General features: G+C 65.1%; 21 protein-coding genes. 10 read left to right on the top strand and 11 right to left on the bottom strand.

All coding sequences use genetic code 11. The features are described from left to right. Position 1 precedes the first annotated feature (1 nt). Genes G471_RS0102630 through murB form a run of 6 tightly spaced genes read left to right on the top strand, consistent with a single transcriptional unit; the run spans position 2 to position 7,015 of the window. A complete protein-coding gene (locus G471_RS0102630) occupies positions 2 to 2,071 on the top strand; it encodes a TRAP transporter permease (protein WP_081700068.1) in 2,070 nt (689 codons plus the stop codon). Then, positions 2,068 to 2,481, top strand: coding sequence for a DUF1850 domain-containing protein (locus G471_RS0102625; protein WP_028993956.1), 414 nt, complete (start codon positions 2,068 to 2,070; stop codon positions 2,479 to 2,481). The genes G471_RS0102630 and G471_RS0102625 overlap by 4 nt, the downstream gene beginning before the upstream one ends. After that, positions 2,478 to 4,301, top strand: a complete 1,824-nt coding sequence (locus G471_RS0102620; protein WP_043420632.1) for a sensor histidine kinase — start codon at positions 2,478 to 2,480, stop codon at positions 4,299 to 4,301. Before G471_RS0102625 ends, G471_RS0102620 begins: the two co-directional genes overlap by 4 nt. Continuing rightward, entirely contained in the window at positions 4,282 to 4,641 is a 360-nt protein-coding gene (locus G471_RS0102615) for a 5-carboxymethyl-2-hydroxymuconate Delta-isomerase (RefSeq protein WP_028993954.1), read from the top strand. The genes G471_RS0102620 and G471_RS0102615 overlap by 20 nt, the downstream gene beginning before the upstream one ends. Further along, on the top strand, positions 4,634 to 5,962 hold the full coding sequence (locus tag G471_RS0102610) for a sigma-54-dependent transcriptional regulator (protein WP_028993953.1): 1,329 nt from the start codon (positions 4,634 to 4,636) through the stop codon (positions 5,960 to 5,962). Before G471_RS0102615 ends, G471_RS0102610 begins: the two co-directional genes overlap by 8 nt. A 42-nt stretch (positions 5,963 to 6,004) precedes the next feature. Continuing rightward, positions 6,005 to 7,015 carry a UDP-N-acetylmuramate dehydrogenase gene (gene murB, locus G471_RS0102605; protein WP_028993952.1) on the top strand — a complete coding sequence of 337 codons (1,011 nt, stop codon included), beginning with the start codon at positions 6,005 to 6,007 and terminating at the stop codon, positions 7,013 to 7,015. Here the strand turns inward: murB and G471_RS0102600 are convergent. Beyond that, a complete protein-coding gene (locus G471_RS0102600; protein ID WP_245580489.1) occupies positions 6,990 to 7,709 on the bottom strand; it encodes an N-acetylmuramoyl-L-alanine amidase family protein in 720 nt (239 codons plus the stop codon). The two genes, murB and G471_RS0102600, sit on opposite strands and share 26 nt — an antisense overlap. 88 nt (positions 7,710 to 7,797) lie before the next feature. Between G471_RS0102600 and G471_RS0102595 the strand changes: the two genes are divergently transcribed. Together G471_RS0102595 and G471_RS0102590 are read left to right on the top strand one after the other, a co-directional pair. After that, positions 7,798 to 8,172, top strand: coding sequence for a cupin domain-containing protein (locus tag G471_RS0102595; RefSeq protein WP_028993950.1), 375 nt, complete (start codon positions 7,798 to 7,800; stop codon positions 8,170 to 8,172). A gap of 25 nt (positions 8,173 to 8,197) precedes the next feature. Beyond that, positions 8,198 to 8,767: a hypothetical protein gene (locus tag G471_RS0102590; RefSeq protein ID WP_028993949.1), complete on the top strand. Its 570-nt coding sequence runs from the start codon at positions 8,198 to 8,200 to the stop codon at positions 8,765 to 8,767. 9 nt (positions 8,768 to 8,776) lie between these two features. Here G471_RS0102590 and G471_RS16470 read toward each other — a convergent pair whose 3' ends face one another. From G471_RS16470 to G471_RS0102540, 10 genes are all read right to left on the bottom strand, one after another. Further along, positions 8,777 to 9,112, bottom strand: coding sequence for a DUF1840 domain-containing protein (locus G471_RS16470; protein ID WP_051295232.1), 336 nt, complete (start codon positions 9,110 to 9,112; stop codon positions 8,777 to 8,779). A gap of 41 nt (positions 9,113 to 9,153) precedes the next feature. Further along, positions 9,154 to 10,473, bottom strand: coding sequence for a sigma-54-dependent transcriptional regulator (locus tag G471_RS0102580; RefSeq protein WP_028993948.1), 1,320 nt, complete (start codon positions 10,471 to 10,473; stop codon positions 9,154 to 9,156). Continuing rightward, on the bottom strand, positions 10,473 to 12,392 hold the full coding sequence (locus G471_RS0102575; protein ID WP_245580488.1) for a sensor histidine kinase: 1,920 nt from the start codon (positions 12,390 to 12,392) through the stop codon (positions 10,473 to 10,475). The genes G471_RS0102580 and G471_RS0102575 overlap by 1 nt, the downstream gene beginning before the upstream one ends. A 62-nt stretch (positions 12,393 to 12,454) precedes the next feature. Next, the gene (gene aspA / locus G471_RS0102570; RefSeq protein ID WP_028993946.1) at positions 12,455 to 13,855 is read right to left on the bottom strand and encodes an aspartate ammonia-lyase; all 1,401 of its coding nucleotides are present in this window, start codon (positions 13,853 to 13,855) and stop codon (positions 12,455 to 12,457) included. 92 nt (positions 13,856 to 13,947) lie between these two features. Further along, positions 13,948 to 15,588, bottom strand: a complete 1,641-nt coding sequence (locus G471_RS16465) for a methyl-accepting chemotaxis protein (protein WP_051295231.1) — start codon at positions 15,586 to 15,588, stop codon at positions 13,948 to 13,950. A gap of 31 nt (positions 15,589 to 15,619) precedes the next feature. Next, on the bottom strand, positions 15,620 to 16,348 hold the full coding sequence (locus tag G471_RS0102560) for an amino acid ABC transporter ATP-binding protein (protein WP_028993945.1): 729 nt from the start codon (positions 16,346 to 16,348) through the stop codon (positions 15,620 to 15,622). Between the two features lie 23 nt (positions 16,349 to 16,371). Then, positions 16,372 to 17,055, bottom strand: a complete 684-nt coding sequence (gene gltK, locus G471_RS0102555; protein WP_028993944.1) for a glutamate/aspartate ABC transporter permease GltK — start codon at positions 17,053 to 17,055, stop codon at positions 16,372 to 16,374. Then, positions 17,056 to 17,793 (bottom strand): amino acid ABC transporter permease, encoded by a 738-nt coding sequence (locus G471_RS0102550; protein ID WP_028993943.1) that lies wholly within the window; start codon positions 17,791 to 17,793, stop codon positions 17,056 to 17,058. It lies immediately after the preceding gene. A 58-nt stretch (positions 17,794 to 17,851) separates the two neighbouring features. Beyond that, a complete protein-coding gene (locus tag G471_RS0102545) occupies positions 17,852 to 18,916 on the bottom strand; it encodes an asparaginase (RefSeq protein WP_028993942.1) in 1,065 nt (354 codons plus the stop codon). An 84-nt stretch (positions 18,917 to 19,000) separates the two neighbouring features. Continuing rightward, entirely contained in the window at positions 19,001 to 19,900 is a 900-nt protein-coding gene (locus G471_RS0102540) for a glutamate/aspartate ABC transporter substrate-binding protein (protein ID WP_028993941.1), read from the bottom strand. A 303-nt stretch (positions 19,901 to 20,203) separates the two neighbouring features. Between G471_RS0102540 and G471_RS0102535 the strand changes: the two genes are divergently transcribed. Both G471_RS0102535 and G471_RS0102530 read left to right on the top strand, forming a co-directional pair. Then, on the top strand, positions 20,204 to 20,854 hold the full coding sequence (locus G471_RS0102535) for a class I SAM-dependent methyltransferase (RefSeq protein ID WP_157272432.1): 651 nt from the start codon (positions 20,204 to 20,206) through the stop codon (positions 20,852 to 20,854). Then, positions 20,854 to 21,747, top strand: a complete 894-nt coding sequence (locus G471_RS0102530; protein ID WP_028993939.1) for an ROK family protein — start codon at positions 20,854 to 20,856, stop codon at positions 21,745 to 21,747. Before G471_RS0102535 ends, G471_RS0102530 begins: the two co-directional genes overlap by 1 nt. Positions 21,748 to 21,751: the final 4 nt, after the last annotated feature.

The raw sequence follows: 21,751 nt of genomic DNA, 5'->3' as shown, positions 1-21,751 counted from the left end.
CATGACGGCTCACGTCTCCCCGCCGAACATCGAGCAGGAGACGTTCTCCGAGCACGGCGCCCAGCGCCGTCTCGGGGGCGTCGCGCTCCTCGTGCTGACCGGCATCGCGCTCGGCTTTTCCATCTACCAGCTGGCGATTGCGGCCTTCCATCCGCTCTCCAGCCTGGTCATGCGCGCGCTGCATGTCGGCTTCCTGCTGACCCTGACCTTCATCCTCTTCCCGATCCGCAAGAACGGTCGCCTTGACCGCGTTCCCTTCGGCGACTGGCTGCTGGCCATCCTCGCTTTCGCCCTCACCGCCTATCAATGGGTCTTCGAAGTCGACCTGATCATGCGCGCCGGCGACCCGAGCACCACCGACCTGATCGTCGGCACGGCGATGATCGTCCTCGTTTTCGAGGCTGCCCGCCGCATTCTCGGCCTGGCGCTGCCGACCATCTGCGCACTGTTCCTGCTCTACGGCCTGTTCGGCCAGCACCTGCCGGGCGACCTCGCCCACCGCGGCTACGATTTCGCCCAGATCGTCGACCAGCTGGCTTTCGGCACCGAAGGCATCTTCGGCATCCCGACCATGGTTTCGGCGATGTACATCTTCCTCTTCGTGCTGTTCGGCGCCTTCCTCGAACACGCCGGGATGATCAACCTGTTCAACTCGGTAGCGCTGGGCTTCGTCGGCCACGCCAAGGGCGGCGCGGCCAAGGTTTCAGTCGTTTCCTCGGGGCTGATGGGCTCGATCTCCGGCTCCGGCGTCGCCAACGTGCTGACCACCGGCCAGTTCACCATCCCGCTGATGAAGCGCTTCGGCTATTCCGGCACCTTCGCCGGCGCCGTCGAGGCGACCTCGTCGATGGGCGGCCAGATCATGCCGCCGGTGATGGGCGCGGTCGCCTTCATCATGGCCGAGAACCTCAACGTTCCCTACATCGAGATCGTCAAGGCGGCGCTGGTCCCAGCCCTGCTCTACTACGCGACAGTGTTCTGGATGGTGCATCTGGAAGCCGGCCGCAAGAATCTCGGCGGACTGGCCAAGGAAGACTGCCCGAATCCGTGGCAGGCGATCCGCAGCCAGTGGTACCTGGTGCTGCCGCTGGTCGGCCTGGTCGGCATGCTGTTCAACGGCTTCACGCCGATGTACTCGGGCATGGTGGGCCTCGCCCTGTGCGCCATCCTGATCCTCGGCGCCGCCGTCGCCGCCCGCCTGTCGGCGACCGCTTTCCGCTTCGTCTTCTGGCTCGCGGTCGGTCTGGGCACCTCGGCGCTGATCAAGTGGGGCGTCTATCCGGTGCTGATCGTCATCGCCCTGCTGATCGTCGCCTGCCTGTTCGTCCAGGGCGGCCGCGACACGCTGCGGGTGATGCGCAACAGTCTGGTCGATGGTGCCAAGCAGGCGCTGCCGGTCGGTGTCGCCTGTGCCATCGTCGGCATCATCATCGGCGTCCTGACGCTGACCGGCGCGGCCACGAACTTCGCCGGTTTCATCCTCAAGGTCGGCGAAGACAGCCTGTTCGTCTCGCTGCTGCTGACCATGCTGATCTGCCTGGTGCTGGGCATGGGCATCCCGACCATCCCCAACTACATCATCACCAGCTCGATCGCCGCGCCGGCGCTGCTCGAACTCGGCGTACCGCTGATCGTCAGCCACATGTTCGTCTTCTACTTCGGCATCATGGCCGACCTGACGCCGCCGGTAGCGCTCGCCGCCTTCGCCGCCAGTTCGGTGGCCAAGGAACCGGCGATGAAGATCGGCATCAAGGCGGTGCAGATCGCGATTGCCGGCTTCGTCGTGCCGTTCATGGCGGTGTACGACAATGCGCTGATGCTGCAGGGCGATCCATCGGTCCTGGCAGTCGCCTACATCGTCGGTAAAGCGCTGCTGGCGATCACGCTGTGGGGCGCTGCCAGCATTGGCTACCTGCGCGCACCGCTGGCCGCCTGGGAACGCATCTGGGCTGCTGCCGCCGCCTTCATGCTGGTCGCCGCCATGCCGCTCACCGACGAGCTTGGCTTCGCCGCCTGTGCCGCCTTCATCGGCTGGCACCTGCTGCGCACCCGTCGCCTGCAGCCGGCATGAACGTGATCTGCCTCGTCGCCGGCCTGCTGGTGGCGCCGCTCGGCGAGGCAGTCACGCTGCAATGGACGCACTCGATCCAGAAAACCCTGTGGGCGGAAGACTACCGCCTGCAGGGCGATCGACTCCACCTGACCTCGGCCCGCGTGCGGGGCACCGGCGCCGGCATGGAACCGCCGGCAGACGCCGTCTACCGCGACGGTGCCTGGCACTACACCCCCGCCCTGCCGTTGCTGCCAGCGGTGAGCTTGCGCCATTCACCGCATGTCGCGCCCTATGTGGTGTGTTCGGCCGCTGACTGCCGACCGATGCCGGACTGGCTGCCGACGCTGCCTGCCGACACCGTGGTCGACCTGAAAGCCTGCCCGGCCCCTGCACCGCAACAGGCAAAACTGGTTACGATGCGGCCATGAGCCGTCCTGTCATTCCTACCAAACCGCCCTCCCGCACCTGGCTGCTGACCGTACTGGCAACGCTGGCCTGCCTGTTGATCGGCCTGCTCGGCTATCGCCTGCTGCTCGACCACAACCTGGCCCATGAGCGCCGGCTGGCGACGCAGCGTCTCGACGCCTTCGCCCTGTCGCTCGACGCCACGCTGAACCGGCACGAATCGCTGCCCGGCTTGCTCGCGCTCGAACCTTCGCTGGCCGCGCTGCTGCGCGACCCCGACAACAAACAGCGGATCGACGCGGCCAACGCCTATCTCGAAGCCGCGCAACAGGGGGCGGCGGTGGCCGCCACCTACCTGATCGACGCCAACGGCCTGACGCTGGCTGCCAGCAACTGGCGCCAGCCGCGCAGTTTCATCGGCCACAACTACGCCTTCCGGCCCTACTTCACCGATGCCGTCGCGCAAGGCCTGGGGCGCTTCTACGGCGTCGGCGTGACCACCGGCGAACCCGGTTACTTCATCGCCGCACCAGTCCGCGACGGACAGCAGATCCTCGGTGTCGTCGTCCTCAAGATCGGCCTGGAAGCCATGGAACAGGCCATGGCCGGCGCCGGCGACATCCTGCTGCTGGCCGACGCCGACGGCATCGTCTTCCTGTCGTCGGAACGCCGCCTGCGCTATCGCACGCTGGCGCCGCTGCCGGCGGCAACCACGGCACGCCTGGCGGAGACCCGTCAGTACGGCAACCAGGCCATCGTCGCCCTGGCTGACCGGCCCGTGCCGCTCGAAGCCAGCGCCCCCCTGCGTCTGGCACTGCCCGACGAAACGCCGCGCGAGCACCTGCTGGTGACCCGTCCGGTCGGCAATTTCGGCTGGCAGGTGGTGCAGCTCGGCCGCCTCGACGAAGCTCGGGCGGCGGCGTTTTCCGGCGCCATGGCATTGGCCTTTGCCGCCGCCTTCGCCATTGGCGTCGCCGCCCACCTGCGCCATCGCCGCCGCCGGCGCGAGGAATTGCAGCGCATTCACGGCGAACTGGAACAGCGCATCGCCGAACGCACCGCCGACCTGACCGCCAAGATCGCCGAACTGCAACGCACCGAAGCAATTCTCCACGAAACCCGCGACGCTGCGGTGCAGGCCGGCAAGCTGGCCGTCCTCGGGCAGCTGTCGGCCGGCATCAGCCACGAACTGAACCAGCCGCTGGCGGCGCTGCAGACCTTCGCCGACAACGCCAGCGCCCTGCTTGCCCGCGGCCGCCACGAGGAAGTCGCGGAAAACCTGCAGATGATCGGCGAACTGGTCGGCCGTACCGGACGCATCGTTCGCCAGTTGAAAACCTTCGCCCGTAAAGAAGCGGCGACGCCGCAGCCGGTCAGCGTCGCCAGCGCGATCGAACATGCGCTGTTGCTGGTCGAACCGCGCCGCCGCGACACTGCGGCCAGCATCGAGGTCAGCCAGAACGATGGCGAGCTGCAGGTCGTCGCCGAAGCCGGTCGCCTCGAACAGGTGCTGGTCAACCTGATGCTCAACGGCCTCGACGCCATGCACGGCCAGCCCGCACCCCGCCTGGAAATCACCGTCGCCCGCAGCGCCGGCCAGGTCCGCCTGAGCGTGCGCGACCACGGCCCGGGGATTGCCGACGAAGTACGCAGCCACCTGTTCGAACCCTTCTACACCACCAAGCCCGCCGGCGAAGGCCTCGGCCTCGGCCTGGCGATCTCGCTGGCCATCGTCGAAAGCTACGGTGGCACACTACGCACCGACAACGCGGCCGACGGCGGCGCCGTGTTCGTGCTGACGCTGCCCGCCGCCGGAGACGACCATGCCGCACCTGACGCTTGAATACACCGCCAACCTCGCCATTGACCCAGCCGCCGCGCTGACGGCGATCAACGCCGCCGCCTTCGACTCGGGCCTGTTTGGCGAAGCCGATATCAAGAGCCGCGCGCTCTGCCTCGGCGATTTCCGCACCGGCGTCCAAACAGGCGCCCGTGCCTTCGCCCATCTGCGTATCGCGCTGCTCAGCGGACGCAGCGCTGACGAACGCAAACAACTGGCCAACGCCGCACTCGCCGCCCTAATGGCGACGCTGGTTCCACCTGCGGGACACGAACTGCAGCTCAGCGTCGAAACCGTTGAACTCGACCGTGCCAGCTACGCCAAGGCCGTCGTCCATGGCTGAACTCACGGTCTTTCTGGTTGAAGACGACAGCGCCGTGCGCAAGGGTTGCGCGCAGGCGCTGACCATCGCCGACATCCCGGTGCGCGCCTTCGCCGACGCCGAAAGCATGCTTGCCGCGCTGGCGACGACACGGCCCGCGCTGGTCGTCAGCGACATCCGCCTGCCCGGCCGCGACGGCCTGACGCTGTTGCGCGAACTGCGCCAGTTTGACCGCGAACTGCCGGTGCTGCTGATGACCGGCCACGGCGACGTGGCCATGGCCGTCGAGGCGATGCGCGACGGCGCCTACGACTTCATCGAAAAACCCTTTCCCTCCGAACGCCTGATCGCTGCGGTCAGGAGCGCCCTCGACAAACGCGCCCTGCTGGTCGAGAACCGCCAGCTCAAGGAGCAACTGCACGCCGCCGGCCTGAGCGCGGTGATCGGCCAGACCCCGGCGATGCAGGACATCCGCCGGCTGATCGGCGCCCTCGCGCCGACCGGCGTGGACATCCTGATCAACGGCGAAACCGGTTGCGGCAAGGAAGTCGTCGCCCGCGCCATCCACGACGCCAGCGGCCGGCGCGGCCCCTTCGTCGCGGTCAATTGCTCGGCGCTGCCGGAAACGGTCTTCGAAAGCGAACTCTTCGGCCACGAGGCGGGCGCCTTCACCGGCGCCGGCAAGCGGCGCATCGGCCGCATCGAACACGCCAGCGGCGGCACGCTGTTCCTCGACGAAATCGAATCGATGCCGCTCAACCTGCAGGTCAAGCTGCTGCGCGTGCTTCAGGAGCGCTGCATCGAACGCCTGGGCAGCAACCACAGCATCGCCGTCGATTGCCGCGTCGTCGCCGCCAGCAAGGCCGACCTCAAGACGCTGGCCGACGCCGGCCAGTTCCGCGCCGACATCTACTACCGACTCAACGTCGTCAGCATCGACCTGCCGCCGCTGCGCGAACGCCGCGACGACATTCCGCTGTTGATGGCCGCCTTCCTCCAGGAAGCCGCCCAGCGCTACCAGCGCCCGCCAGCCAACTGGACGCCGGCCGACCTCGCCCGCTGGCAGGCACACGACTGGCCGGGCAATGTCCGTGAGCTCAAGAACGTCGCCAACCGCTGGGCCCTCGGCCTGTCCGACGCCCTCAGCGGCGCCCCCGAGGCCCCGCCCGCTTCACTCGGCGCCCAGGTCGACGCCGCCGAACGCCGCGCCATCGAAAGCGCCCTCCAGCAATGTGCCGGCAACGTCGCCCAGGCGGCCGAACTGCTGCAGGTGCCGAAAAAGACGCTATACGACAAACTGACCCGGCACGGCATCAGTGCCGACAACTTCCGGACGCACTGAGGAGCGGTTCCCAGCCACCGGGTGATCGGCGACAATGGCGCCATGACCGTACAGACCGCCATCGACCTCACCCCCTTCAACACCCTCGCGCTGCCCGGCAAGGCCGCCCGTTATCAGCGAATCACCGATCCCGGGCAACTGGCGGCAGTCGCTCCCGGCGAGCGCCGTTTCGTTTTGGGTGGCGGCAGCAACCTGGTGCTGACTGGCGATTTTGACGGTCTGGTGCTGCACATGGCGATTGCCGGCAAGCGCGTTCTGCGCGAGGACGACGAGGTCGTCTACATCGAGGGCGGCGCCGGCGAGAACTGGCATGAATTCGTCCAATGGACGCTGGCGCAAGGCTGTCCCGGACTGGAAAACCTGTCGCTGATCCCGGGTACCGTCGGTGCCGCGCCGGTGCAGAACATCGGTGCCTACGGGCTGGAAGTCGGCGAGCGCCTGCATTCGGTGACGGCCTGGGATTTCGCCAGGCAAACCTTGTTTACCCTCGACCGCGCCGCCTGCCATTTCGCTTACCGCGACAGCCTGTTCAAACAGGAAGGCTGGCACCTCGACGGCCGTGTCGCCATCGTCTCGGTCGTTTTCCGTTTACCCAGGAACTACCGACCGAACATCGGCTACGCCGATCTGCGCCAGGAACTGGCCGAGCGCGGCATCGCCGAACCCGGCGCGCGCGATGTCGCCGACGCGGTCATCGCCGTACGCCAGCGCAAGTTACCGGATCCGGCGGTGACGCCGAATGCCGGCAGTTTCTTCCACAACCCGGTGGTCGAGCGGACGCAGGCCGACGCCCTGCTCGCCGCCTACCCCAAGTTGCCGCACTATCCGCAAGCCGACGGGCGCGTCAAACTGGCCGCCGGCTGGCTGATCGAACAAGCCGGCTGGAAGGGCAAGGATCTCGGCCCGGTCGGCATGTACGAGAAGCAAGCGCTGGTGCTGGTCAATCGCGGCGGCGCCAGCGGCGCCGATGTGCGCAACACGATGGCTGCCGTCCAGGCGGCCGTGCACGAGAAGTTCGCCGTCGTCCTCAGTCCGGAACCGGTTTTCCTGTGACCTGCAGGCAGGCGGCCAGCCCGGTCGCCAGCGCATCGGCCATGCGCGCCTGACGCGCCGGGTCGAGCAGTTCGAGTTCCTCGTCCTTGTGCTTGATCACGCCGGCCTCGAATAGCACGGCCGGCAGCGTCGTGCGGTAGAGGACGACCAGGTTGTCGAAGTACCAGACGCCGTTTTTCGCATCGGCCGGCGCGTGCTTGCGCCCGTGCCAGTCGCTCGGCACGAAGCCGGCGCGGCGCAGCATGGCGCCCATCGCCGACGCACAGAGCAGGCTGGTCGCGGGGTCGGGATTATTGGCCGATACGAAGATGCCGTAGCCGCGCTTGACCTCGGTATGCGTGCGCTCGACGCCTTCCCAGAGCCACGGCAGCAACCAGGCCTCACCCACCGAATCGTGATGGATGGAAATGAAGAAGTCGCTGCCGACCGCGGCCTCGGGCCGCGCGGCCAGGCTGCCGATGTTGCCGTCGAAATTGACAGGCCGTACGCGCCGGCCGCGCTCGGCCAAGGTCTGCGCCAGTTGCCCGGCCAAATCCCGGTTGAACTCGAATTCGCTGCGCCCGCGCGCCGAAATGGCGCCGCTATCGCGACCGCCGTGGCCGACATCGATGGCGATTTCGGGGGCGGCCTGCAGCGACGTTATCGGCAGGAGCAGCATCAAGCATGCGGCGAGCAGGGAAAACAGAGCGGGCATGCGCGGATTATCCGGTGAAAACGCACTGCGGGTGCCAATTGCCCCGGGTGCGCCGTAAAATTGCGCCCTGACCCATCAAGATCACGTCATGCCGAAATTGACCGTCTTTGCCCGTCAGTCGCCAGCGGCGGCTTACGATCATCCGCGTCCCGACCGTCTGGTCGCGGGCAACCCGCTGCGTACCACGCACGAACATTTCGCGGCGCCGCAGGGCGATCTGGTTGCTGGCATCTGGGCCTGCGAACCGGGCGCCTGGCGCATCGCCTTTGCCGAGGGCAAGGACGAGTTCTTCTGCATCATCGAAGGCCGTATCCGCATCACCGACAGCGACGGCGAGGCGACCGAATTCGGTCCTGGCGAGGCCGGCGTGATCCCGGCCGGATTCACCGGCACCTTCGCCGTGCTCGAGGCCGTCCGCAAGCATTACGTGGTGCTGGAACGGGCAGCCGGAAGTGGGTTATAGTCGCCGACCAGAACAGGACACCACCATGACCGACAAGATCGTTCCGCCGCGCGGCTCCACCGCGCACGCCCCGGACCTCAACTGGAGCCAGGTCCGCGAAACCGTATTGATGCTCGAGCTCGCCGCCGTGCAGATCGAGCACGCGATGAAGGACAGCAATGCCTCCGTCGATGTGCTGACGCAATCCTTCACCACGATGGCCGGTTGCATGCAGGAAATCGTCGGCAAGGTCGAAGCGCTACCCGACGACGGCGCCGCCGGTGCGGCCCGGGCCGAACTGCTCGGCGCTGCCGGCAACGTCTCCGGCATGGTGCACCAGGCGATCATTGCCTTCCAGTTCTACGACAAGCTGGTGCAGCGCCTTGCCCACGTCGGCCTGAGTCTGGGCGAACTCAGCGATCTGGTCGCCGAACCTGGCCGCATCTACAACCCGGGCGAATGGGTTGGACTGCAAACGCGGATCAAGGGCAAATACACGACGCGCGAGGAAATCGCGATGTTCGACGCGGTCATGCAGGGCATCCCGGTCCAGGAAGCGGTCGAACGCTTCATGGCCGAGATGAAGGAAAAGAGCGACGATATCGAACTGTTCTGAGCCGGGCGCTCAGAAGTCGGCCGCCGCTTCCCAGACGATGTGCGCTTCCGGGCCGCTGTTCGCGGTCCGCTCGAGCATGTCGATCATCGGCCAGGCGCGTTGCGGCAGGCCTACCGGCGGCGGTTTCTGCCGCTCTTCCTCATCATCCGGTTCCGGCGCGCCCGCCATCTGACGACGCGCCTCATCGACGGCACGCTGCAGCTTGGCAGCCGCCGGCAACATTTCGGGCTGGGTGAATACACCGCGCGCACCGGTTTCCTTGCCGACAATTTCCAGCAGGGTTTTCGCCGTTTCGGCGTACATCAGCAATTCACCGGTTTCGCTGGATTGGAAGGTAACGATCATCGCATCTGTCCGTTCGCGTCATCTCTCTCAAGGGAGAGGCACTATAGCAGACCGTATTTCTTCAATTTGTCGTGCAGGGTCGTGCGGGCTGTCCTCAAGACATCGGCGGTACGCTGGATATTGCCTTCCTGACGCGAAAACTCGTCGGCAATCAGCAGCCGCTCGTAATTCTCGACCGCCTCGGCCAGCGACGGTTTGACGGTCGGATCGATCCCGCTGCAGGCCTTGCCGATGCCGAGAACGTGGCAATCGGCGGCATTCTTCAGTTCGCGGATATTGCCCGGCCAGTCCTGGACCATCAGCCGCTGCAGAACCTCCGGCGTCAATGCCGGCAGTGGCCGGTTGTAGCGTTTGGCCGCCTGCAGCAGGAATGCGTCGTAAAGCGCCGGGATGTCCTCGCGCCGCTCGCGTAACGGCGGCAGTTCGATACGTACGACATTGAGGCGGTAATAGAAGTCGGCGCGGAATTTTCCCTGTTCCGACCAGATTTTAAGATCTTCCTTGCTCGCCGCGACGACACGGCAATTGACCGGCACCTGATGGTTCGAGCCCAGCCGCTCGATGACGCGCTCCTGCAACACGCGCAGCAACTTGATCTGCATGCTCATCGGCATGCTCTCGACCTCGTCGAGGAAGAGCGTACCGCCGCTGGCGTATTCGATCTTGCCGATGCGCCGTTTCTGCGCCCCGGTAAAGGCCCCGGCCTCGTGGCCGAACAATTCGCTGTCGAGGATGTTGTCGGCCATGCCGCCGCAATTGAGGGCGACATAGTTTTCCTGGCCGGCGCGCGACAGGTCGTGCAGGCAGCGGGCAACCATTTCCTTGCCGGTACCGGTTTCGCCGTAGATCAGCACATCGACGCCGGCATCGGCGATGTCGAGGATCAGCCGGCGCACCTGCTGCATCTGCGGCGAACGGCCGATCAAGCGGGATTCAAGGTCGTCGCGCTGATCCAGGCGCCGGCGCAGGGCCTCGACTTCCAGCACCAGCGCCCGCTTCTCCAGCGCCCGGCGGACGACATCGACCAGATCGTCGGTCGAGAACGGCTTCTGCATGAAATCGTAGGCACCGTTGCGCATCGCCTCGACCGCCAGCGTGACGTCGCCGTGGCCGGTGATGATGATCACCGGCAGATCGGGATCGCGTTCCCTGACCAGGCGCAGCAGGTCCATGCCGCTAGCGCCCGGCAGCCGCATGTCGGTGACGACGATGCCGGCAAAATCGGGCTTCAGGTACTTTTCCGCAGCTTCCGCGGAAGCCACCGAGAGCACGGGAATTCCCGCCAGTTGCATGGCCTGTTCGCACCCCAGACGGACATTGGGGTCGTCTTCGACGAGCAGGACCTGCAAGGATGTTTTCATCAAGCGCTTCCCGACGACAGCGGCGGCAGCAGGACGACGAAGCGGGCACCACCACCGGGTGCCGGGCCGGCCATCAGATCACCGCCGAAATCGCGGAGTATATCCCGCGAGATGGTCAGGCCAAGCCCCAGGCCTTCACCGGGCTGCTTGGTGGTGAAGAAGGGTTCGAACAGATGCGCCACCGCCTCCTCGGAAAAACCGTGACCGCTGTCTACGACGGACAAGGCAATCTTGCCGGTACTGCTTGCTTCGCTGCTGAAACTCAAACGGCGGACAGGCTCGTCATGCATCGCGTCGAGGGCGTTGCCGACCAGGTTGACCAGGACCTGCTGCAAGCGGTTGCGGTCACACCAGGCGGTCGTGGCACCGGGGGCAAAATGGCGCTCGACAATCACCGCATCCTTCTTCAGTCGCGACTCGAACAGGAACAGTGCGCTATCGACCGCCTGCCCGATATCGACCGCGCTTGAAACCGCCGGCGATTTACGCGCAAAGGTCTTCAAGGGGCCGATGATGTTGCCCATCTGCTCGGTCAACTGCTCGACGATGGCAAGATTGCGTTCGGCGGTCGCCGCCTCGCCACGACGCATGAATTCGGCGGCGTTGGCCGACAGGGTACGAATGGCGCCGAGCGGCTGGCTCAGTTCGTGGGTAATCCCCGTCGCCATCTGGCCGAGCACGGCCAGCTTGGCCGCCTGGACCAGTTCATTCTGGGCGGCACGCAAGGTCTGTTCGGCGCGCTGGCGTTCCTGGACCTCGCGCTGCAGACCGGAGACCGCCTCGGACAAGTCGACGGTGCGCGCCTCGACCTTGCGTTCCAGTTCCTGGTTCGCCAGTTCGAGCATCGCCCGCGCCTCTTCGCGCCCACGCGCCAGACGCCGTCGCTGGCGGGCGTACAAGACGCCAAGCAGCAGGCAGCCGAGGGCCGCCACGCTGAGCGCGGCATGCGTCGCCGCCTGGACACCGACCGCGCGCAAATCCGAGAAGACGACGATGCGCCACGCCGTACCGGGCAGATTCCTGGCCATCGCCAGGTAGGGACGCGCGCCCTGCGCCGGGGCCACATCGTCGCGCAGGTGCTTGGGCAGGCGCACCACGCGCCCTTCATCCGCCCCTGCCAGGTCGATGTCGAGGCTGATCGCCCCCAGCGCCTGACCGGCAAACTGCTGCCGGCCAAGGCGTTCGAGCACCGCTGTCGGCTGCCGGCCGAGCGTGGCGTAGCGCCACTCCGGCGGCGAGGCGAGCAATACCACGTCGTTGCGGTCGACGATCAGGGCCGGCGCTTCCTGCGCCAGCCAGCGCCGCTCGACTTCACGGATGCCCGATTTGACGACGGCAACACCGATGATTGCCCACTCACGACTCTCGTCGCGAATCGGCAGGGCGAAGTAATACCCCGGTTCATGCCGGATATGATCGACCGCGTAATGCCGGGCTGGCGTACCGCGCACCGCATCGCGAAAGAAGGGCATGTAGGAGAGATCGGAACCAAGCAGGTTGTCCGAGAAAATCCAGTCGCTCGACGCCACCACGCGGCCGCTCAGATCCAGGACAAAAATCGCCGGGCCGCCCAGATGATCGTTCAGTTTCTGCAGGAAACGGTTGGCCTCGGCCTGGCGGATGTCCGCCTCTTCGCTCGGCGCGCGCAGCAAGGTCACGACATCGGGGTTCAGCTCGACCGCGCTGGGCACCGAGGCATGGCGGGTTACCTCGCTGTCGATCGCCGCCCCGAGGATGTCGAGTTGATGCGACGCTGCCTGGCGCATGCTTTCGACCCCATAGTTTTCGGAGACCCGGTAGGACGCCAGACCGAGCAGCAGGAACGCCACAAACAAGCCAGCCACGCCAAGCACGCGATGCGGATTGGGCAAGGAGTAGGGAGAAATGATGTCGGATTCCGGCATGACGGGCGGGCTCATTGATGGGTCATTGTAGGGTCAAACCCCTGCCGCCCGGGAACACCATGGCCCGCCATCGCCGCTCAACCCGGCCGGCGCGGCGCGGTCAGCACTTCCGGCGCCAGCACGGCGGCCAGTTGAGCCTTGTCCATCAATCCCATTTCCTCGACCAACTCGGCAACACCGCGGCCGCTGCGCAACGCCTCCTGGGCAACCCGCGTGGCGTTCTCGTAGCCGATATGCGGATTCAGCGCCGTTGCCAGCCCGGCCGACGTGCGCACGCGCTCGGCCAGCAGCTCGCGGTTGGCGGTGATGCCGCGCACGCAATGGGCGGTCAGCGTGCGGCAGCCGGCGGTCAGATGCTCGATGCTCTTGAACAGGCTGTGGGCGATGATCGGTTCGAAGGCGTTCAACTGCAACTGGCCGCCCTCGGCCGCCATCGTGATGGTGACGTCGTTGCCGATGACCTCGAAGGCGATCTGGTTGACCACTTCCGGAATCACCGGATTGACCTTGCCCGGCATGATCGACGAACCGGCAGCGCGCGGCGGCAGGTTGATTTCATTGAGCCCGGCCTGCGGACCGGACGACAACAGGCGCAGGTCGTTGCAGGTTTTCGACAGTTTGGTGGCAACGCGCTTGAGCACGCCCGATAGCTGCACGAAGGCGCCGCAATCCTGGGTCGCCTCGATCAGATTCGGCGCCGCTTCCAGGCTGAAGCCGGAGAGCCGCGACAAGTGGTCGATGGCCAGCTTGGAATAGCGCATGTCGGTGTTGATGCCGGTGCCGATGGCGGTGGCGCCGAGGTTGATCTCGCGGATCAGGGCAATCGCCTCGCCCAGGCGCAGCTCATCCTCCTGCAGCATCACCGCGTAGGTCGAGAACTCCTGACCGAGCGTCATCGGCACGGCATCCTGCAACTGGGTGCGGCCGATCTTCAGCACGTCCTTGAATTCCTCGGCCTTGGCGGCGAAGGCCTCGCGCAGCCCGGCCATCGCCGACAGCAGGCCGCGGATGGCAAAACAGGCAGCGACGCGCAGCGCCGTCGGATAGACGTCGTTGGTGCTCTGCGACATGTTGACGTGGTTGAGCGGATGCAGATGGGCATAGTCGCCCTTCTTGTGGCCGATGATTTCCAGCGCCCGGTTGGCGATGACTTCGTTGGCGTTCATGTTGGTCGAGGTACCGGCGCCGCCCTGGATGACGTCGACGACGAACTGCTCGTGCAACTTGCCGCCGGCAATTTCCTGGCAGGCGGCGACGATGGCATCGGCGCGTGTACGGTCGAGCTGCCCGAGTTCGGTATTGGCCAATGCCGCCGCCTGCTTGGTCAGCGCCAGGGCGCGCACCAGTTCGCTGTAGCTGCCGATGGTCTTGCCGGTAATCGGGTAGTTCTCGATGGCGCGCAGCGTATGCACGCCCCAGTAGGCGCCGGCGGGTACCTCGGCGTCGCCGAGCAGATCGTGTTCGAGTCGTGTGGTCATGTTGTCTCCATTGATAGTTGTGGTCTTCATTGATTGGCTAGATAACAATAAACTGACCAGAAGTTTGGCCAGGTTGGCTTCGCTGCCCATCCTCAAGCTGTCCTGAAACGGGTAATTCCGGATTCGAGACTGCTCGCCAGATTGTCCAGTTGTCGCGCCGTGGTCGCCATGCTGGCGGTGGCACGGTTGTTTTCGTGGATCATCCGGACGATGTGTTCGACCCGGGCAGCGATCTCCTCGCCGCCGGACGACTGCTGGCGCAGGCTGGCCGAGACCTCTTCGATGACCCGGGCGACGTGGCGGTTGCTGCTTTCTATGGCGCTCATCGATTCGCCGGCCGCGCAGGCCATGCGCAGGCCTTCGTCGACGCGGCTGACCGAGCGCTGCATGTGTTCGGCCATCGAGCGCGCGCCGTTCTGGATGGCGCTGACCATGGCGGCGATCTGGCTGGCCGAAGCGGTCGTCTTTTCGGCCAGCTTGCGCACCTCGTCGGCGACCACGGCAAAGCCCCGGCCGCTGTCGCCGGCCCGCGCCGCCTCGATCGCGGCATTGAGCGCCAGCAGGTTGGTCTGGTCGGCCAGATCGTGGATCACCGAGGTAATCGCCGAGATGCGCTCCGACTCCTGCCCCAGCGTCGTTGCCGTCGCCGCCGAATCGGTGACCAGCCCGGCAATCTGACGAATCTCGTCGACCATGGTCTGGATCGTCTGGCAACCACCGGCCGCCTGCTGCCCGGCCTTGCCGGACAGATCCTGGGCCTCCTGACCGAGGTTGGCGATATGCGTGATGCAGACCGACATGGTCTGCAGCGTTTCGGCCATGGCGGCACTGGCCGCTGCCTGCGCTTCCGAACTGCCGCGCATTTCGTCGGCAGAACCGGAAAGCGCGGTGACGGCATGCTTGAGTTGCCCGGCTTCCAGGCGGATGGCGCCCAGAATGTCGGCCAGCGACTGGGTGGTCTTCATCGCCGCCGCCTGGACGCGGCGGATTTCAGCAAAGCCGTTCGGCTCAATGCGCTGCGTCAGGTCGCCAGCGGCGATGCTTTCCATCAGGCGAGCCGTCGTTTCCAGCGGACGACGCACGCCCCCGGTCAGCAGATAACCGAGCACGGCGGCGATCAGGACGGCAACGACCACCAGGATCAGCGTCAGCCGACGGGTATTCGCCGACTCGGCCACGATGTCGCCGGCCCGTTCGCGGCTTTGCGCCTGCACCAGCTGGCGCGCTTCGGCGATGCTGGCTTCGAGCACCTGCATGCGCGGCTCGGCTTCCTGCTGCAGGATGCCCATGGCCACCGTCGACAGGAACTGCATGGCCTCGGCCATCGCCTTGTCCTGGATATCGATGGCCGCCGTCGCCTGTTGCCTGACCCGTTGCAGCAACGCGCCTTCACCGGTGACGGCATGGTCGACCGCAATATTCTCCAGCGCCCCGAGGGCGGCGAAGAAGCGCGCCTTCTCACGCTCGTAGCGTGCGGCTTCCGCCTTCATCACCTCGGCATCGGTGAAGATGATGTTATTGCGCACGCTTTCGCGCATGCCGGCGTAGGCGTAGCCCAATTCGGCAATCTGGCTGTCCTTGGTCAACGACACCGTGGCGATGCGCTCGGCTGCGGCATCGACGCGCCCCAGGCTGAACGTCGTCCAGCCAGCCACGACGACAAACAGGCCGACGATGACGGTAAACGCCATCGCCAGTTGCGGACCAATTCCCAGACGGAACAAGGCTTTCATGACATGCTTTCCTTAGCGCCCAGGCTGGCCATCAGTGGTGCAGGATCTTGGCCAGGAACTGCTGCGCCCGTTCCGAACGCGGATTGGCGAAGAAGGCTTCCTTGCTGTCGTCCTCGACGATGCGGCCGTGGTCCATGAAGATGACGCGGTTGGCAACCCGCTTGGCGAAGCCCATTTCGTGCGTGACGCACATCATGGTCATGCCTTCCTGGGCCAGCTCGGTCATCACGTCGAGCACTTCGTTGACCATTTCCGGATCAAGCGCCGAGGTCGGCTCGTCGAACAGCATGCAGATCGGGTCCATCGCCAGCGCCCGGGCGATCGCCACGCGCTGCTGCTGGCCGCCGGACAACTGGCCGGGGAACTTGTGCGCATGCGCCTTGAGGCCAACCCGGTCGAGCAGCTTGAGGCCCTTGTCGATGGCTTCGTCCTGCTGGCGGCCGAGCACCTTGACCTGGGCGATGGCCAGGTTCTGGGTGATGCTCATGTGCGGGAACAGCTCGAAGTTCTGGAAAACCATGCCGACGTGGGCGCGCAGCTTGGACAGATTGGTTTTCGGATCGCCGACCGAGGTGCCGTTGACGATGATTTCGCCCGACTGGAAGGGTTCGAGGCCATTGACGCACTTGATCAGCGTCGACTTGCCGGAACCCGAAGGGCCGCAAACGACGATCACCTCGCCCTTGCTGACCGTGGTGCTGCAATCCTTGAGCACGTCGAAACTGCCGTAGTTCTTGCTGACATGGGAAATCTGGATCATGACTATCTCCTGGAAACGCGGCCTCAGGCCGGTTGGTATTTTTTCTGCAAATGCTTGACCAGCATCGACGCGGCAAAGCAGAGGACGAAATAGACGAGGCCGGCAAACAGCAGCAACTCGACCAGGCGGCCGTCACGGTCGCCGACCTTGTAGGCGGAACCGAAGAAGTCGGCCAGCGCGGAGACATAGACCAGCGAGGTATCCTGGAACAGGATGATGGCCTGGGTCAGCAGCAGCGGAACCATGTTGCGGAAGGCCTGCGGCAGGATCACCAGGCGCATCGCCTGACCATAGGTCATGCCCAGCGCCTGGCAGGCGGCCATCTGGCCCTTGGGCACCGACTGAATGCCGGCACGGATGATTTCCGAGTAGTAGGCCGACTCGAACAAAGCGAAACCGATCATCGCCGAAGCGAGGCGCAGGTCGGTATTGGGCGGCAGGCCGAAGAGGTCGGCGATGAAGCGCGGCACGATCAGGAAGAACCAGAGCAGCACCATGACCAACGGCACGGCGCGGAACAGGTTCACATAGCCGGCGGCAAACAGCGACAGCGGCTTGATCGACGACAGCCGCATCATCGCCAGCAGGGTGCCCCAGACGATGCCGACAACGATGGCGATCAGGGTGATTTCCAGCGATACCGCCATGCCGTCCCAGAGTATCGGCAAGGCGCCGGGGATCGAAGACCAGTCAAATTCGTAAACCATTTACTTGCCCCCCATGTAGCCCGGCACGCGGACCTTGTCTTCCAGCTTCTTCATCAGCGTCATGACGACGACGTTGATCGCCACATAGGCAATGGTGACGGCGATGAAGGATTCGTAAGGCTGCGCCGTGTAGTCCACCAATTGGCGCCCCTGGGCAGCCAGTTCGAGCAGGCCGATGGTCGAGCAGACGGCAGAGTTCTTGAAGATGTTGAGGAACTCCGAAGTCAGCGGCGGCATGATCAGGCGGAAAGCCATCGGCAGCAGCACGTGGCGATACACCTGTGGCAGCGTGAAACCGAGCGCCAGGCCGGCGTTCTTCTGGCCCTTGGGCAAGGAATTGATACCCGAACGCACCTGCTCGGCCACCCGGGCGCTGGTGAACAGCGCCAGACAGACCATCGCCGCCAGGAACTGCTGCAACACCGGATGCGACTGCTTGTAGGCATCGCCCAGGCTCTGCGGTACGAGCTCCGGCATCACGAAATACCAGATGAACAACTGGACAAGCAGGGGGATGTTGCGGAACAGCTCGACGTAGGCAGTCGCCAGCCCGCTCAGCACTTTGTTCGGGACAGTGCGCAGGACACCGACGACGGCGCCGAGCAGCAGGGCGAGCACCCAGGCGCAAAGCGACAGCATCAGCGTCATCTGCAGGCCAGCGAACATCCAGCCGAGATAGGTCGTATCGCCAACGGCTGTCGGCTGCAGGAAGATGGACCAGTTCCATTGGTAATTCATGCGGAACTCCTGAAAGGGAAAATAAGGGCGGCCTTGCTCGGCCGCCCGCGGGCCGGGATCAGTATTCCCAGAAAATGCGCTGCAGTTCCTTGCTGTCGCCGGTCTTGGTCAGGGCGACGGTGGCCAGGATGCGGGCCTTCTGCGGATTCAGATCGTGGGCGACGACCCAGTCATACTGGTCATCCGGCTGCTCGGCGTTGCGCAGGACGAAGCCGCCGGCATTGACGTGCGAAGAACGGATGATCTGGACACCCTGGCCACGCAGTTCGCGCAGGCCGGCGACAACGTTCTTGGCGACCGAACCGTTACCAGTGCCGGCGTGGATGATCGCCTTGGCACCGCTGGCCGCCAGCGCCTTGTAGGCCGTGTCGGCAACGTTGCCGTGACCGTAGGCAATGCCAACCGCCGGCAGGCTGTCGATCTTGTCGATGTCGAACTCGGAATTGACGGTGTGGCGCTTGGCCGGCAGGCGGAACCAGTAGTTCTTGCCCTCGACGATCATGCCGAGCGGGCCCCAGGGGCTCTTGAAGGCGCCGGTCTGGATGTTGATCATCTTGGACACGTCACGGCCGCTGTTCAGTTCGTCGTTCATCGCCACCAGGACGCCCTTGCCGCGAGCATCCTTGGCCGCGGCGGCGGCAACAGCGTTGTACAGGTTGAGCATGCCGTCGGCCGACATCGCGGTACCCGGACGCATCGAACCGACCAGGACGATGGGCTTGTCGCTCTTGATCACCAGATTCAGGAAGTAGGCGGTTTCTTCCAGCGTATCGGTGCCGTGGGTGATGACGATGCCGTCGACGTCGGCCTGCTTGACCAGCGCCGAGACACGCTTGCCGAGCGTCAGCAGGTGCTCGTTGGTGAAGCTTTCGGAGGCGATCTGGAAGACCTGCTCGCCGCGCACAGCGGCGACCTTGGCCAGTTCCGGCACACCGGCGATCAGTTTGTCGACCGGCACCTTGGCAGCCTGGTAGGTGGCGCTGTTGGTGGCTTCGGCGCCAGCGCCAGCGATGGTGCCGCCGGTGGCCAGGATGACGACATTGGGCTGGGCAGCCATGACCGCCAGCGAGGCGGCGCAACCGGCGGCGAAGACCGCACAGCGGGTGAAAATTCGCTTGAACATGATGAACTCCTCTGTTTTTTGGGATGAGCCGGGCCTGGCACCTCACTCGGGAGGCGCCGGCAGCACAGCAAATGATTGGGGGGATTACTCGAACGCTTTGTCGTTCGGCGCCTTGTACAAGGCCTTCATTTCAGCCGACAGCGGCATGTTCAGGTTCAGGCTCTTGGGCGGGATCGGGTTCATGAACCACTTGTTGTAGATCTTCTCGGCATCGCCGGAAGTCATCGCCTTGGTCAGCGCGGCATCGACGACCTTCTTGAACTCGGCGTCATCCTTGCGCAGCATGCAGCCATAGGCTTCCTTGGACTGGGCGGTACCGACCACGGTCCAGTCAGCCGGCTTCTTGGCCTTGGCCATTTCGCCGTAAAGCAGCGCGTCATCCATCATGAAGGCGACGGCACGGCCGGTTTCCAGGGTCAGGAAGGCTTCGCCGTGATCCTTGGCCGAGATGATGTTCATCTTCATCTGCTTTTCTTCGTTCATCCGGCGGATCAGGCGCTCGGAAGTGGTCCCGGCGGTGGTGACCACGTTCTTGCCGGCGAGATCGGCGAAATCGTTGATGCCCGAGCCCTTCCTGGTCATCAGGCGGGTGCCGATGACGAAAATGGTGGTCGAGAAGCCGACCTGCTTCTGGCGCTCCAGGTTATTCGTCGTCGAGCCGCATTCGATATCGACCGTGCCGTTCTGCAGCAGGGTGATGCGGTTGGCCGAGGTCACCGGCATCAGGCGGGTGTCCAGTTTGGCCAGCTTGAGTTCGTTCTTGATCGCATCGACCACCTTGAGCATCAGCTCATGCGAGTAGCCGATGACCTGCTGCTTGTCGTCGTAATAAGAGAAGGGAATCGAGGATTCACGGTGACCGAGGGTGATGCTGCCGGTGTCCTTGATCTTCTTCAGCGTCGAAGCTTCCTGGGCAAAAGCCGGCGTCATGGCGGCACTGGAAAACACGGCGGCGAGGGCGGCGGCGAGGGCGATACGTTTCATGTCTTCTCCTGAAGGTAAGGAAGCCGCGAGCGGGCTTCGGCAGCCTATACATCGCAAGCCATGTGCCAGCGTTTCCAAGCGCCGACAAAAATAACAAGCCATTGATTTTCTGGCAATTTGACTCTAGAAAGAATAGGCCGACTCACGGAAAACCGACGTCCCTCGCCGCCCCGCCCTCGGAATTCCGACGGCAACGGCGATTCTGCCCTGTGCTGCAGCGAGGTCAATCGCGGTTTTCCCGGAGCGGCCGTGTTGCCAGGAGCATCGACGCTCATGCACAATGTCCGCAAGGGGGAGACGCCAGTGCACAAAAATACCAATGCCAATCCTTGGTCCGAGGACAACGACGCCATCCAGCAACTGGCGCTGGAGGAATGCGCCAAGCGCCAGCGTATCGATCACAGTGTTTCCGTGCTCGTGCTGCCAGCTGGCCAGTGCAAGCTGGCCGTGCGTTTTGCCCAGCTCGACGCCCAGGTGACGGTCGCCGACCTGGCCGACCGGCAACGTGAAATCGAAGGACGCATCCTGGCCTCCGGTCTGACCGGCAGCATCCATTTCACACCGACCGAACTGCCGGCACCGCCCGCAACCGACAGCGGCGCCCCCTTCGACATCATCGTGTTGCGCCGCGGCCTGTGCAGCCTGCCCTACGCGCAAGGCAAGCAGTTGATCCGCCAGTTGATGCAAAAGCTGAAGATCGGCGGCAAGCTCTACATTTCCATCCTCGGCCTGCATTCTGAGCTGGGCGACGGCTATCCGGGACGCGAGCAGTCGATCTACGAGCGCTACAGCAAGCTGTCCCCGGCCATGGCCCGCAAGTACGATATCCGCAACGAAGTCTGCCTCTATTCCGAGCGCGACCTCTTCCTCCTGCTGCTCGAATCCGGCGCCAGCGTCCTGCGCACGATGACCACCACCTGGGGCAACGTCAAGGCGGTCGCTGTCCGCGTCTGATGCGGCTGGGCATTGACCTTGGCGGCACCAAGATCGAGATTGCCGCCCTCGCCGACGACGGCCGCGAACTGTTGCGACGACGCGTCGCCACGCCGCAGGGCGACTACCCCGCCACCCTGCAGGCCATCGCCGGTCTGGTCACCGATGCCGAGATAGAACTGGGCCGGCGCGGCAGCGTCGGCATCGGCATTCCCGGGGCCGAATCGCTGGTCGACGGGCGGATCAAGAACGCCAACTCGACCTGCCTGATCGGCCAGCCGCTGCGCGCCGACCTGCAGCACCTGCTGCAGCGGGAAATCCGCCTGGCCAACGACGCCAACTGTTTTGCGCTGTCGGAAGCCATCGACGGTGCCGGACGCGGTGCCGCCTGCGTGTTCGGGGTCATACTCGGTACCGGCGTCGGTGGCGGCATCGTCATCGATGGCCGGGTACTGGTCGGCGCCAATGCCATTGCCGGTGAGTGGGGGCACAATCCCTTGCCCGCCGACCCGGCCGATCCGCTGCCACCCCAGCGCTGCTATTGCGGCCGCGACGGCTGCAACGAAACCTGGCTGTCGGGTCCTGGCCTGGCGGCCGACCATCAGCGCCATACCGGAATCGCCCTCACTGCCGCCGACATCGCCCACCAGGCAGCCGCCGGCGATGCCGCCAGTGCGGCCACCCTTGACCGCCACGCGCGCCGTCTCGGGCGGGCGCTGGCCAGCGTCATCAATCTGCTCGACCCCGACGTCGTCGTCCTCGGCGGCGGACTGTCGCAGATGGCGCAACTCTACGAAAAGCTCCCGGGCTATTGCCGCCCCCACGTCTTCTCCGACGACCTGCGCACCCGCATCCTGCCGCCCGCCCACGGGGATTCCTCGGGGGTGCGCGGCGCTGCATGGCTGTGGAATTGATGGC

It is taken from the genome of Azonexus hydrophilus DSM 23864 (assembly GCF_000429605.1).
Lineage (GTDB): Bacteria > Pseudomonadota > Gammaproteobacteria > Burkholderiales > Rhodocyclaceae > Azonexus > Azonexus hydrophilus.
The sequence above is the reverse complement of the archived record's forward strand: the minus strand, read 5'-3'. Positions and strand labels throughout refer to the sequence as shown.

Excerpts from the sequence above, each read along its gene's own strand:
- G471_RS0102625 (WP_028993956.1), top strand. The coding sequence starts at position 2,068 with ATGAACGTGATCTGCCTCGTCGCCGGCCTGCTGGTGGCGCCGCTCGGC.
- murB (WP_028993952.1), top strand. The coding sequence starts at position 6,005 with ATGACCGTACAGACCGCCATCGACCTCACCCCCTTCAACACCCTCGCG.
- G471_RS0102595 (WP_028993950.1), top strand. The coding sequence starts at position 7,798 with ATGCCGAAATTGACCGTCTTTGCCCGTCAGTCGCCAGCGGCGGCTTAC.
- G471_RS0102580 (WP_028993948.1), bottom strand. The coding sequence starts at position 10,473 with ATGAAAACATCCTTGCAGGTCCTGCTCGTCGAAGACGACCCCAATGTC.
- aspA (WP_028993946.1), bottom strand. The coding sequence starts at position 13,855 with ATGACCACACGACTCGAACACGATCTGCTCGGCGACGCCGAGGTACCC.
- G471_RS16465 (WP_051295231.1), bottom strand. The coding sequence starts at position 15,588 with ATGAAAGCCTTGTTCCGTCTGGGAATTGGTCCGCAACTGGCGATGGCG.
- G471_RS0102540 (WP_028993941.1), bottom strand. The coding sequence starts at position 19,900 with ATGAAACGTATCGCCCTCGCCGCCGCCCTCGCCGCCGTGTTTTCCAGT.
- G471_RS0102530 (WP_028993939.1), top strand. The coding sequence starts at position 20,854 with ATGCGGCTGGGCATTGACCTTGGCGGCACCAAGATCGAGATTGCCGCC.
- G471_RS0102590 (WP_028993949.1), top strand. The coding sequence starts at position 8,198 with ATGACCGACAAGATCGTTCCGCCGCGCGGCTCCACCGCGCACGCCCCG.
- G471_RS0102600 (WP_245580489.1), bottom strand. The coding sequence starts at position 7,709 with ATGCCCGCTCTGTTTTCCCTGCTCGCCGCATGCTTGATGCTGCTCCTG.
- G471_RS16470 (WP_051295232.1), bottom strand. The coding sequence starts at position 9,112 with ATGATCGTTACCTTCCAATCCAGCGAAACCGGTGAATTGCTGATGTAC.
- G471_RS0102620 (WP_043420632.1), top strand. The coding sequence starts at position 2,478 with ATGAGCCGTCCTGTCATTCCTACCAAACCGCCCTCCCGCACCTGGCTG.
- G471_RS0102575 (WP_245580488.1), bottom strand. The coding sequence starts at position 12,392 with ATGAGCCCGCCCGTCATGCCGGAATCCGACATCATTTCTCCCTACTCC.
- G471_RS0102560 (WP_028993945.1), bottom strand. The coding sequence starts at position 16,348 with ATGATCCAGATTTCCCATGTCAGCAAGAACTACGGCAGTTTCGACGTG.
- G471_RS0102610 (WP_028993953.1), top strand. The coding sequence starts at position 4,634 with ATGGCTGAACTCACGGTCTTTCTGGTTGAAGACGACAGCGCCGTGCGC.
- G471_RS0102630 (WP_081700068.1), top strand. The coding sequence starts at position 2 with ATGACGGCTCACGTCTCCCCGCCGAACATCGAGCAGGAGACGTTCTCC.
- gltK (WP_028993944.1), bottom strand. The coding sequence starts at position 17,055 with ATGGTTTACGAATTTGACTGGTCTTCGATCCCCGGCGCCTTGCCGATA.
- G471_RS0102545 (WP_028993942.1), bottom strand. The coding sequence starts at position 18,916 with ATGTTCAAGCGAATTTTCACCCGCTGTGCGGTCTTCGCCGCCGGTTGC.
- G471_RS0102550 (WP_028993943.1), bottom strand. The coding sequence starts at position 17,793 with ATGAATTACCAATGGAACTGGTCCATCTTCCTGCAGCCGACAGCCGTT.
- G471_RS0102615 (WP_028993954.1), top strand. The coding sequence starts at position 4,282 with ATGCCGCACCTGACGCTTGAATACACCGCCAACCTCGCCATTGACCCA.